Raw genomic sequence first — 11,508 nt, forward strand, 5'->3', positions numbered from 1 at the left:
GTGGCGAGTTGCATGCAGGCTGGGGCGAATCGCAGGGGCCCTCGTTTCGACTACAGTGCTGGCCGCTACGTAGGGAGAGCCCGGTGAGAAGAATGTCTACAGCGCTGCTGCTGCTGAGCCTGATGTACCCGCTGTGTGCGCAGGCGCAGTCGAACGACTGTGCTGCGCTGCTGCGCGAGCATCTGAAGACCGATCTGACGCTCAGCGTCCAGGCCTTTGACCAGACCGAGGGCCAGGGTTTCCGTGCTCTGGCCGAGGGCGCGCTCTGCGCCCGCGAGGCCGGCGACCTGATCGAAGCCTATATCGCCGCCACGGGCGCCAAGGCCTCGTCCCTGCGCTGGCATCTGGCCCAGATGCGCGCCACCCAGGGTGATAGCGAGGCGGCCATACGCGCCGCGCGAACGGTGCTGGACGAGCCCAAGGACCGTCAGCCTGGCCAACTGCGCTGGAACGACTATGTGCTGGCCACGATCGCATTTCTGGAGCGGGATCGCGAGGCGCTGCAACGCCACCGGGATGCAGTGGCGGCCGGTCGCGAGGAGCATTTCGGCAATGCGCTGAACCTGAAGCTGTTGGACGCGCTGCTGAGCCACTACGAGCGAAGCTATGCCTACGCGACGGCGCACATCGAGTGAGGCACCGAGGCCGCTGCGCGCCTAGGAGGTGCCTTCCTCAGCCGCGCAACTGCTCGCGGTAGCCGCGCGAGACGCGCAGCGTCTGGCCGCTGGAGAGCGTCAGCTCGGCCTCGCCATGGGGCAGCGGCTGGATGCGCTGGATGTGCGCGGCGTTCACCGCATGGCAGCGGTGCACGCGCACAAAGCCCTGCGCGGCCGGCTGTGCCAGGAAGCTGGCCAGGCTGCGCCGCTCCAGGTAGTGCTGCGGCGGTGCGTGCAGCTCGATGTAGTTGTCGGCGGCCGCCACCCATTCGATCGCGGAGATTGGCAGCTTGACGAGCGCACCGCGCTGTTCGACCAGCCAGTGCGCGTCGATAGGCTGCTGCTGCTGCAAGGCGCTGCGCAGGCCGGCGCCGGCAGCGGCCGCCGCCTCGGGGCGCAGCAGCTGTTGGCGCAGTCGCTGCAGCGCGGCGGCCAGGCGCTCCGGCGTGTAGGGTTTGAGCAGGTAGTCGGCGGCGCCGAGGTCGAAGGCCTGCAGCGCATGGGCCTGGTGCGCGGTGCAGAACACCCAGGCCAGGCCGGTGGGCAGCTGCTGCGCGAGCGACAGGCCATCAAGGCCGGGCATCTCGATGTCCAGGAACGCGCCATCGAAGCGCTCGCGCTGCAACAGCGCCAGCGCGCTCAGGCCGTCGGCGGCCTCGACCAGCTCGGTAATGCCCGGCTGCGCCTGCAGCAGGCGGCGCAGCTTGGCGCGCGCCGGGGCTTCGTCATCGATCAGCAGCAGTCGCATCGTTCGTCGGAGTCATGGTCGAGGGAAGATCCAGCAGCAGCTCGCTGCCGCCCTCGGGCGCGGCACCGAAATGCAGAGCCGCTGCATCGCCATAAGCGGCCTGCAGCCGGGCGCGCAGATTGGGCAGGCCGATGCTGCCTTCGCGCGAAAGCCGCTGTGGCGCCGTGCCGCTGTTGTGAACGCGGAGTTTCAACCGATCACCATCAGGGCTCGTTGGTCCAGTTTCGCACCAGGCCCGCAGGCTGACGCAGCTGTTCTGCAGGGCCTGGGCCACGTCGTGCTTGATCGCGTTCTCCAGCGGCGTGATCAGCAGCAGCGCCGGCAGCCGGCAGCGCCGCGCGTCCGGCGCGATGTCCAGCTGCACCTGCAGGCGCTCGCCAAAGCGCGCCTGCATGATCTCCAGAAACGGCTGCACCAGCGTCAGTTCTTCGTCCAGGCTGTGCCAGCCCTGGCGCTCGGCGTCGAGTGCCTGGCGCAGCAAGGTGGCCAGCTGGCAGAGGATGCGATCGGCTTTGGCGACATCCTCATACATCACCGAGGAGATCAGGTTCAGCGTGTTGAACAGAAAGTGCGGTTGCACCTGCTCGGCGAGCCGCGCAAAACGCGCCTCGGCCAGCTCCTGCTGCAGGCGCTGCAGCTGCAAGGCCTGGCGCTGGCTGCTGAAGAACAGATGGATGCCGTGGCAGATGACGACGAAGAGACCGTAGGCGACCAGATCCTTGCCCAGCTCATAGCTGAGCACGTTGGCGGCAGAGCCGGGGTGGTACTCGACCCCAACAACAGCGTAGACAGCGAAACGGATCGCGAACATGCCGCCGACATGCGCGAAGAAGTAGACCGCAGCGCCGAGCGCATGGCGGCCGATCTGCAGCAGCCGCGGCCGACCCAGGCCCGCCACATGCCAACGGTACAGCGCAACGCCTAGCAGCCCGTTGCACAGCAGCGAGCTGAGCTCCCACAAGAATGGCTCCCAGGGGTGGGGGCCGCCGTGCTCCAGATAGCGCTGCAGCTGCGGCGCGGTCAGCAGCAGGCCGAAGACCAGCAGCGTGGCGGCGTAGGCGAGCCAGAGGCGCAGGCGCTGAGCGCTCTCCGGCAGCGGTGAAGGTGTAGGGCTTGGCATGATGTGCCCGGCACGATATCAGCCTTGCGCCTGGCCGCGCGGGCGGCTGGCCCCGCCTGTGGCTCAGTTCGCCACAAGACGCGGGATCAATCCTCGTCGACCGGTTCTTGCAAGCCGCCCAGCCGGGCGATCGTGGCGTCCAGCACCGCATAAAGCTGCTCCAGCTCCTCGGCGCCCAGGCGCGCCTCGATCTCGCGGTACTGCGCTTCCATGCCCTCACGCATGGCCTCGAACAAGGCCTCGGCGCGGGGCAAGAGGGCGATGCGGAACTTGCGCTGGTCCTCGATCAGGCGGCTGCGGCTGATCAGCGCGGCGGCTTCCATCCGCGTCAGCATGCCGCTGAGGCTGGGGCCGTGCAGCGAACACAGATCGGCCAGCTTGGTGGTTTCCATCGGCCCTTGCGCCTTCAGTGCGCGGATGACCCGCCACTGCTGTTCACTGACGCCATGTTCGCGCAGCAGCGGCCGGAAGTAGCCCATCACCGTCTCACGGGTCTGCATCAGCAGCAGGGGCAGGCTGCGGCGGGAGCTGGCGGGGGCTTTGGACATGCGGCTTGCGGTGGCGGAAAACGGGTTTTATGATAATACTTAACTTATTAAATAAATAAACCGCCGGACACCCAGGTGCGCGGCAAACCGAGACATGATTCCCCTTCCTTCTTCCTGGGCCACGCTGGTGGATGAGGCCGACGAGCGTGATGCGGCCTCTGACAAGTTCGCCGGCTGGCCGCTGCCGCCGGGCCATGTCTATGGCACGCTGCTGAACCGCCAGGCCGATGTGGCGCGCCTGCAGCAGCTCGCTGGCGGGGGCTGGAAGGACTCGGTCTACAAGGCCGCGCCGCAGGCGCCGGTGCTGTACCTGAAGACGCCCAATACCTATGCCGAGGACGGCGCCCGCGTGGCGCTTGACGGGCTGGAAGCGGTGGAGCTGGGCGCCTGTCTGGGCCTGGTGTTCGCGCGCCGTGCCTGCCGCGTCAGCCGCGCCGAGGCGCTGTCCTGCCTGGCCGGCTATGTGCTGATGCTGGATCTGGCCGAACCGCATCTGCAGGTGCACCGCCCGGCCGTGCGCCAGCGCTGCCGCGATGGCTTTTGCGTGATGGGGCCGCAGCTGCTGGTCGAGGCGCCGGCACTCCTGCAGCTGGAAATCAACGGCACGCCGGTGCAGCAGCTGGCACCGCTGCAGGGTCTGGTGCGCGACGCGGCGCAGCTGATTGCCGACGTCAGCGCCTTCATGACGCTGGAGCCGGGCGATGTGTTGCACCTCGGCGCGCCGCTGGATGCGCCACGCGGCCGTGCCGGCGACCGGGTGCGCTTGAGCGCTGGCGCGGCGCAGCTGACGCTTCAACTGGCCGAGGAGTGGGCATGAGCGGCATCGCTTCGCTGCGGCCGCTGGCCGAGGGCGCGCGTGGCTGGGTGCGCTGGCAGGGGCGGGTGCATGAGGTGCGCCCCCATCCCGCCGGGGTGCAGCTGCTCGGGGGCCAGGTTTTGCACGAGGGCGAGTTCGACTGGCTGCCGGCGCTGCCACCGCTGCAGGGCCGCCGCGCGCGCAGCTGCTTTGCGCTGGGCCTGAACTATGCCGACCATGCCCGTGAGCTGGACTTCAAGCCGCCCAGCGAGCCGCTGCTGTTCCTGAAGGGCGCCAACACCCTGTGCGGCCACCGCGGGCAGACGCCGCGGCCGCCTGGCGCCCGGCATATGCACTATGAATGCGAGCTGGTCGCGGTGATCGGCCGCGAGGCGCGCCGCGTCAGCCGCGCGCAGGCGCTGGACCATGTGGCCGGCTACACGATTGCCAACGACTACGCGGTGCGCGACTACCTGGAGAACTTCTACCGGCCCAATCTTCGCGTCAAGAACCGTGACGCTTGCACGCCCATCGGTCCCTGGCTGGTGCCGGCCGCGCAGATCGGCGACCCGCAGGGCTTGAGCCTGCGCAGCTGGGTCAATGGCGAGTTGAAGCAATCGGGCAGCACACGCGACATGGTCTTCGGCGTGGCCGAGCTGATCGAGTACCTGAGCGGTTTCATGACGCTCTCGCCCGGCGACCTGATCCTGACCGGCACGCCCGATGGCGTGGTTGACTGCCCGGTGGGCAGCGAAGTCGTCTGCGAGATCGACGGCCTGGGCCGCCTGCACAACACCATCATCGAGGGTCAGCCATGACGCGCATCGAGCATCTGATCAACGGCAAGCCGCTTGCGGGCAAGCGCTATTTCGAGACCGTCAATCCGGCCACCCAAGCGGTGCTGGCCGAGGTGGCGCAGGGTGGCGAGGCCGAGGTGAACGCAGCAGTGGCAGCGGCCAAGGCGGCCTTCCCGGCCTGGGCCGCCTTGCCGGCGCCGCGCCGCGCCGCGCTGATGCGCAAGCTCGGTGAGCTGATTGCGGCTGAGGTGCCGCAGCTCTCGGCCACCGAGACGGCCGACACCGGCCAGGTGATCGCACAGACCCGCAAGCAGCTGGTGCCGCGCGCGGCCGACAACTTCAACTACTTTGCCGAGATGTGTGTGCGCGTCGACGGGCACACCTACCCGACCGACACGCACCTGAACTACACGCTGTTCCATCCGGTCGGCGTGTGCGCGCTGATCTCGCCCTGGAACGTGCCCTTCATGACCAGCACCTGGAAGGTTGCGCCGGCGCTGGCCTTCGGCAACACGGCGGTGCTGAAGATGAGCGAGCTGTCGCCGCTGACGGCATCGCGCCTGGGCGAACTGGCGCTGGAGGCTGGCATCCCGGCCGGCGTGCTGAACATCGTGCACGGTTATGGCCCCGAGGCCGGCGAGCCGCTGGTGCGCCACCCCGATGTGCGGGCTATCTCCTTCACCGGCTCCACCGCCACCGGCAACCGCATCGTGCAGGCGGCCGGCCTGAAGAAGTTCAGCATGGAGCTGGGCGGCAAGAGCCCCTTCGTGATCTTCGACGATGCCGATCTGGACCGCGCGCTCGACGCCGCCGTGTTCATGATCTTCTCGAACAATGGCGAGCGCTGCACCGCTGGTTCGCGCATCCTGGTGCAGCAAAGCATCTACGCCGACTTTGCCGAGCGCTTCGCGGCGCGGGCGCGGCGCATCCGTGTGGGCGACCCGATGGACGAGCAGACCATCATCGGCCCGATGATTAGCGCCGCCCATCTCGCCAAGGTGCGCCGCTACATCGAGCTGGGCAGCCAGGAGGGCGCGACGCTCTTGTGCGGAGGCCTGGGCGCGCCCGAGCTGCCGCCCGAACTGTGCGCCGGCAACTATGTGCTGCCGACGGTGTTCGCCGATGTCGACAACCGGATGAAGATTGCGCAGGACGAGATCTTCGGCCCGGTCGCCTGCCTGATCCCTTTCAAGGACGAGACCGACGCGATCCGCATCGCCAACGACACCGCCTACGGCCTGTCCAGCTATGTCTGGACCGAGAACATCGGCCGCGCCACGCGGGTGGCCGCCGCCATCGAGGCCGGCATGTGTTTCGTCAACAGCCAGAACGTCCGCGACCTGCGCCAGCCCTTTGGTGGCAGCAAGGCCTCCGGCACCGGCCGCGAGGGCGGCACCTGGAGCTACGAGGTGTTCCTGGAGCCGAAGAACGTCTGTGTTTCTCTCGGCAGCCACCACATTCCTCACTGGGGAACCTGAGATGGGAACACTAGCCCTAGCCGCCAAGATCACCCACGTGCCCTCGATGTACCTGAGCGAGCAGCCCGGGCCGCACCAGGGCTGCCGGCAGGCGGCGATCGACGGGCACAAGGAGATCGCGCGGCGCTGTGCGGAAGCGGGGGTGGACAGCATCGTGGTGTTCGACACCCACTGGCTGGTCAACAGCGAATACCACCTCAATGGCGCGGCTCGCTTTGCCGGCCGCTACACCAGCAACGAGCTGCCGCACTTCATCAAGAACCTCGATTACGAGGTGCCCGGCAACCCGCTGCTGGCCGAGGCGATAGCGGCCGAGGCGAATGCGCTGGGGGTCAAGAGCCGCGCCCATGTCGACACCTCGCTGGACCTGGAGTACGGCAGCCTGGTGCCGATGCGCTATATGAATGCCAACCAGCGTTTCAAGCTGGTCAGCGTGGCGGCCTGGTGCGTCTGGCACGATCTGCAGGAAAGCCTGCGCTTCGGCCTGGCGGTGCGCCGCGCCATCGAGCAGCGCTACGAGGGCCGCGTGGCGGTGCTGGCCAGCGGTTCGTTGTCGCACCACTTCGCTAACAACGGCACGGCGCCGGAGTTCATGCACAGGGTTTGGGACCCATTCCTGGAGCAGGTCGATTGCCGTGTCGTCGAGCTCTGGCAGCAGGGCGACTTCGCCACCTTCACCGCGATGCTGCCGATGTACGCCGAGAAATGCTGGGGCGAGGGCGGCATGCACGACACGGCCATGCTGCTGGGCCTGCTCGGCGGCGCGCAGTACCGCGGGCAGGTCGAGGTGATCACGCCCTATTTCGGCAGTTCGGGCACCGGGCAGATCAACGCGATCTTTCCCGTGCTGCCCCTGCCTGAGAAGGAGGCCTGAGATGCCGCACCTGACGCTTGAATACTCGGCCAATCTGCGCGAGCAGGGCCGCTTCGATCAGCTTTGCCGCAGCCTGGCGCAGACCCTGGTGGCGCAGCGCAACGAGGCCGGTGAGCCGGTCTTTCCGATCGGCGGCGTGCGGGTGCGCGCCATCGCCTGCGAGGACTGGTGTGTTGCCGATGGCAGCGTGCCCGAGGCCGGCTTCGTGCACGCCCGGCTGCTGATCGGCGCCGGCCGCAGCGCCGCGCAGCAGCAGGCCTGCGGCGACGCGCTGTTCGCGCAGATGAAGACGCATTTCGCCGCCCTCTATGAACGCCAGGGCCTGGCGCTGTCGCTGGAACTGGGCGAGTTCAGCGAGGCGGGCACCTGGAAGCACAACAACCTCCATCAACGCTTCAAGCCAAAGGCTTGAACGCCCAAGGGAACCGACCACAGAGACATGGAGACACAGAGAAGTCAGCCTCAAAGCCTTGCTGTCTCCTTGCATTCCTCTGTGGCTCTGTGGCTCTGTGACTCAGTGGTTTTGTTTTGTGTGTCACGCGCAAAGCGCCGAAAGAATGGAATTCCGACATGGCCCTTGCACCCGAACTGATCAACACCCTGGCCCGCCAGCTGTTTGAGGCGCGCCAGCAGCGCCAGTCGCTGCGGCAGTTCTCGCGCCAGCATTCGGAGATGACGCTGGCCGATGGCTATGCGATCCAGCGGGCCTGGGTGGCGCTGGAGCTGGCGGCGGGGCGGCGGGTGCGTGGGCACAAGATCGGCTTGACCTCGCGGGCGATGCAGCTGAGCTCGCAGATCGACGAGCCCGATTACGCGCCGCTGATGGACGATATGCTCTTTGAGCCCGGGGGCGACATCCCCATCGATCGATTCATCGCGCCGCGGGTCGAGGTCGAACTGGCTTTCATCCTCGGTCGCGATCTGCAGGGGCCTGGCGTGACGCTGTTTGATGTGCTGGCCGCGACCGAGTGGGTGACCCCGGCGATCGAGATCATCGATGCGCGGCTGGAACAGTTCGACCGCGACACCCGCGCGCCACGCAAGGTCTTCGACACCATTGCCGACTTCGCCGCCTGCGCCGGCATCGTCATGGGCGGCCGGCCGGTGCGTGTCGATTCGCACGACCTGCGCTGGATCGGCGCCATGCTGTTCAAGAACGGCGTCATCGAAGAGACCGGCCTGGCCGCCGGCGTGCTCAACCACCCTGCGATGGGCATCGTCTGGCTGGCCAACAAGCTGGCCGCGCATGGCGAGGGCCTGAAGGCCGGCGAGGTGGTGTTGGCCGGCTCCTTCACCCGCCCCACACCGGCCGTGGCCGGTGACAGCTTCCATGTCGACTACGGCCCGCTGGGCGTGGTCGCGTTCCGTTTTGCCTGATCTATGGAAGGAATGCAGACCACAGAGACACGGAGCCACAGAGGAAAACCAAGTGCTGTTTTGAATTCCTCTGTGTCTCCGTGTCTCTGTGGTTGGTTCTGATTTCAATGGCGAGGATGAACAATGAAGATGCCCCGCAACACCTTCGCCGCCGCGCTGCGCGCCGGCCGTCCGCAGATCGGCCTCTGGCTCGGTCTGGCCAGCAGCTATTCGGCCGAGTTGCTGGCCGGCTGCGGCTATGACTGGCTGCTGATCGACGGCGAGCATGCGCCCAACACGGTGCCCAGCATGCTCACGCAGCTGCAGGCGCTGGCCGCCTATCCGGTGCAGCCCATCATCCGCCCGGTGCAGGGGGAGACGGCGCTGATCAAGCAGCTGCTGGACATCGGCGCACAGACGCTCCTGGTGCCCATGGTCGACAGCGCAGAGCAGGCCCGTGCGCTGGTGGCGGCGACCCGCTATCCGCCACAGGGCATCCGCGGTGTGGGTGCGGCGCTGGCGCGGGCCTCGCGCTGGAACCAGATCCCCGGCTATCTGCAACAGGCCAACGAGGAGGTCTGCCTGCTGGTGCAGGTGGAGACGGTGTCAGGTCTTGCCCAGCTCGATGCGATCACCGCGGTGGATGGCGTCGATGGCGTGTTCTTCGGCCCGGCCGATCTGTCGGCGTCTATGGGCCATCTGGGCCAGCCCGGCCATCCCGAGGTGCAGCGCGCGCTGATCGACGGCATCGCCCGCGTTCGCGCCGCCGGCAAGGCGCCGGGCATTCTGGCCACCGATCCCCTGATGGCGCGCCAGTACCTGGCGGCCGGGGCGCTGTTCGTCGCCGTCGGCCTCGATACCGCCTTGCTGCAGCGCGGCGCCACCGAGCTGCGCCGCCAGTTCAAGCCCGATGACAGTGCGCCCACCGAGGGCGCCGCCAGCCCGCGAGGAGGCTATTGATGAGCGATCTGGAGCGCATGGACATCAGCCCGCAGGAGCGCGAGGCGCGCATCCAGCTGGCCGCCGCCTACCGCATCTTCGACATGCTGGGCTGGAGCGAGCTGATCTACAACCACATCTCGCTGCGCGTGCCGGGCGAGCCGCAGCACTTCCTGCTCAACCCCTTTGGCCTGCGCTATGACGAGGTTTGCGCCTCGAACCTGGTCAAGGTCGACGGCGAGGGCCGCATCATCGGCAGCAGCCGCTGGCCGATCAATCCGGCCGGCTTCACCTTCCACGGCGCCATCCATCGCACACTGCCCGAGGCGCATTGCGTGATGCATGTGCACACGACGCCAACGATGGCCGTCTGCTGCCTGGACAGCGGCCTGGACTTCAGCAACTTCTACGCGGCCCAGCTGTGGGGCAAGGTCGCGTATCACGAGTTCGAGGGCATCACCGTCCATGCCGAGGAGGGCGCGCGCATCCTCGCCAGCGCCGTGGGCAAGCCGGTGCTGCTGCTGCGCAACCATGGCCCGGTGGTGATCGGCTTTGGCCTTGCCCAGGCCTTCTCGCTGATGTGGCTGCTGCAGCGCGCCTGCGAGGTGCAGTTGGCCACGGCCAGCATGGGCGCGGCGCGACAGATCGCCGAGCCGGTGCTGGCCGGCTGCGTGCGCGACTCGCTGAACTTCAACCCCAAGTTCGGCGCGGGGCAGGATGCTTTCGATGCGCTGCGGCGCAAGGTCGAGCGGATGGATCCGTCTTACCGCGATTGATTGAATGAATGCAAACCACAGAGACACGGAGACACGGAGGAAAACAGGAGGATTGCGTCCGTTCAAACTCTGTGTTCCCTCTGTGTCTCCGTGTCTCTGTGGTCGTTTCCCCGCGCCGCGCGATCGAGTGAAGGAATGAATGCAAACCACAGAGACACGGAGACACGGAGGAAAACAGGAGGATTGCGTCCGTTCAAACTCTGTGATCCCTCTGTGTCTCCGTGTCTCTGTGGTCGGTTCCCCGCGCAGCGCGATCGAGAGAAGGAACGAATGCGAACCACAGAGACACAGAGCCACGGAGGAATGCAGGACGATGACATCCGTTCAAGCTCTGTGTTCCCTCTGTGTCTCCGTGTCTCTGTGGTCGGTTCCCCAAGCGGCAGGGGACAATAAGCGCTTCGGAGTGAAGAGATGACAGCAGTCAAGAAAATGAGAATTTGCATTGTTGGGGCGGGCGCCATTGGCGGCTGGTTCGCGGCCCATTGCGGGCACAAGCTGGCTGGCGAAGTGCAGCTCAGCGCGCTGGCCCGCGGCGCCACGCTGGCGGCGCTGCGTGAGCACGGCCTGCGCATGGACAGCGGCGGCGAGCGCATCGTCGTGCCGATCACGGCCAGCGATGTGCCGGCCGAGCTGGGCGCGCAGGATCTGATCGTGCTGGCCGTCAAGGGCCCGGCGCTGGCCGGCGTGGCGCCGGCCGTGCGCCAGCTGCTCGATCAATCGCCCGGCGCCCATGTGCTGGTGGCGATGAACGGCGTGCCCTGGTGGTTCTTTGATGGCCTGGAGGGCCCCTGCCGCGGCCTGCGCCTGCAGTCGGTCGATGCCGGCGGCGTGGTGGCCGGCCTGATCCCGGCCGAGCGGGTGATCGGCTCGGTCGTCCATGCCAGCTGCGCCGTGCCCGAGCCGGGCCTGGTGCGCCATGTGATGGGCATGGGCCTGATCCTCGGCGATCCGGCCGGTGGCCGGCCGGCGCATATCGAGGCACTGGCCGCGCTGCTGCAGCGCGCCGGTTTCAACGCGACGGTGTCGGAGCGCATCCAGAAGGACATCTGGTACAAGCTCTGGGGCAATATGACGGTCAACCCGATCTCGGCGCTGACCGGCGCGACCACCGACCGCATCATGAACGACGAGCTGGTGCTGGGCTTTGTCTCGGCGGTGATGCGCGAGGCCTCGGCCATCGGCGATCAGATCGGCTGCCCGGTCGGCCAGACGCCCGAGCAGCGCCACGAGATCACCCGCAAGCTCGGCGCCTTCAAGAGCTCGATGCTGCAGGACGTCGAGGCCGGCCGCACGATCGAGCTCGATGCCCTGGTCAGCTCGGTGCGCGAGATCGGCCAGCACATCGGCACGGCCACGCCCAATATCGACGCGATGCTGGGCCTGACCCGGCTGATGGCGCAGACCCGCGGCCTGCTCTGAT

At 67.5% G+C, this 11,508-nt stretch carries 13 protein-coding genes; 10 read left to right on the forward strand and 3 right to left on the reverse strand.

Annotation, left to right across the window (positions count from 1 at the left end; all coding sequences use genetic code 11):
* Positions 1-92: 92 nt before the first annotated feature.
* On the forward strand, positions 93-635 hold the full coding sequence (locus RQP53_RS09925; protein WP_315650144.1) for a hypothetical protein: 543 nt from the start codon (positions 93-95) through the stop codon (positions 633-635).
* Positions 636-672: 37 nt separating this feature from the next.
* On the opposite strand, the gene RQP53_RS09930 is transcribed toward RQP53_RS09925, so the two are convergent.
* From RQP53_RS09930 to hpaR, 3 genes are all read right to left on the reverse strand, one after another.
* A complete protein-coding gene (locus RQP53_RS09930) occupies positions 673-1,404 on the reverse strand; it encodes a LytR/AlgR family response regulator transcription factor (RefSeq protein WP_315650145.1) in 732 nt (243 codons plus the stop codon).
* Positions 1,382-2,524, reverse strand: coding sequence for a sensor histidine kinase (locus RQP53_RS09935; RefSeq protein ID WP_315650146.1), 1,143 nt, complete (start codon positions 2,522-2,524; stop codon positions 1,382-1,384). Before RQP53_RS09935 ends, RQP53_RS09930 begins: the two co-directional genes overlap by 23 nt.
* An 86-nt stretch (positions 2,525-2,610) precedes the next feature.
* Entirely contained in the window at positions 2,611-3,072 is a 462-nt protein-coding gene (gene hpaR, locus RQP53_RS09940) for a homoprotocatechuate degradation operon regulator HpaR (RefSeq protein WP_315650147.1), read from the reverse strand.
* A 94-nt stretch (positions 3,073-3,166) separates the two neighbouring features.
* On the opposite strand from hpaR, the gene RQP53_RS09945 reads away from it, so the two are divergent.
* From RQP53_RS09945 to RQP53_RS09985, 9 genes are all read left to right on the forward strand, one after another.
* Positions 3,167-3,889 (forward strand): fumarylacetoacetate hydrolase family protein, encoded by a 723-nt coding sequence (locus RQP53_RS09945; protein ID WP_315650148.1) that lies wholly within the window; start codon positions 3,167-3,169, stop codon positions 3,887-3,889.
* Positions 3,886-4,686: a fumarylacetoacetate hydrolase family protein gene (locus RQP53_RS09950; protein WP_315650149.1), complete on the forward strand. Its 801-nt coding sequence runs from the start codon at positions 3,886-3,888 to the stop codon at positions 4,684-4,686. Before RQP53_RS09945 ends, RQP53_RS09950 begins: the two co-directional genes overlap by 4 nt.
* Positions 4,683-6,143 carry a 5-carboxymethyl-2-hydroxymuconate semialdehyde dehydrogenase gene (hpaE, locus tag RQP53_RS09955; RefSeq protein WP_315650150.1) on the forward strand — a complete coding sequence of 487 codons (1,461 nt, stop codon included), beginning with the start codon at positions 4,683-4,685 and terminating at the stop codon, positions 6,141-6,143. The genes RQP53_RS09950 and hpaE overlap by 4 nt, the downstream gene beginning before the upstream one ends.
* A 1-nt stretch (position 6,144) precedes the next feature.
* A complete protein-coding gene (gene hpaD / locus RQP53_RS09960; RefSeq protein ID WP_315650151.1) occupies positions 6,145-7,017 on the forward strand; it encodes a 3,4-dihydroxyphenylacetate 2,3-dioxygenase in 873 nt (290 codons plus the stop codon).
* Between the two features lies 1 nt (position 7,018).
* Positions 7,019-7,429, forward strand: coding sequence for a 5-carboxymethyl-2-hydroxymuconate Delta-isomerase (locus RQP53_RS09965; RefSeq protein WP_315650152.1), 411 nt, complete (start codon positions 7,019-7,021; stop codon positions 7,427-7,429).
* Positions 7,430-7,587: 158 nt separating this feature from the next.
* Positions 7,588-8,394 carry a 2-oxo-hept-4-ene-1,7-dioate hydratase gene (gene hpaH / locus RQP53_RS09970; RefSeq protein WP_315650153.1) on the forward strand — a complete coding sequence of 269 codons (807 nt, stop codon included), beginning with the start codon at positions 7,588-7,590 and terminating at the stop codon, positions 8,392-8,394.
* A gap of 123 nt (positions 8,395-8,517) precedes the next feature.
* Positions 8,518-9,333, forward strand: a complete 816-nt coding sequence (gene hpaI, locus RQP53_RS09975; RefSeq protein ID WP_315650154.1) for a 4-hydroxy-2-oxoheptanedioate aldolase — start codon at positions 8,518-8,520, stop codon at positions 9,331-9,333.
* Positions 9,333-10,088, forward strand: a complete 756-nt coding sequence (locus RQP53_RS09980) for a class II aldolase/adducin family protein (RefSeq protein ID WP_315650155.1) — start codon at positions 9,333-9,335, stop codon at positions 10,086-10,088. Before hpaI ends, RQP53_RS09980 begins: the two co-directional genes overlap by 1 nt.
* A 429-nt stretch (positions 10,089-10,517) precedes the next feature.
* Positions 10,518-11,507: a 2-dehydropantoate 2-reductase gene (locus RQP53_RS09985; RefSeq protein ID WP_315650156.1), complete on the forward strand. Its 990-nt coding sequence runs from the start codon at positions 10,518-10,520 to the stop codon at positions 11,505-11,507.
* Position 11,508: the final 1 nt, after the last annotated feature.

Origin of the sequence: Roseateles aquae (assembly GCF_032337115.1) — a bacterium.
GTDB classification, from domain to species: domain Bacteria; phylum Pseudomonadota; class Gammaproteobacteria; order Burkholderiales; family Burkholderiaceae_C; genus Roseateles_C; species Roseateles_C aquae.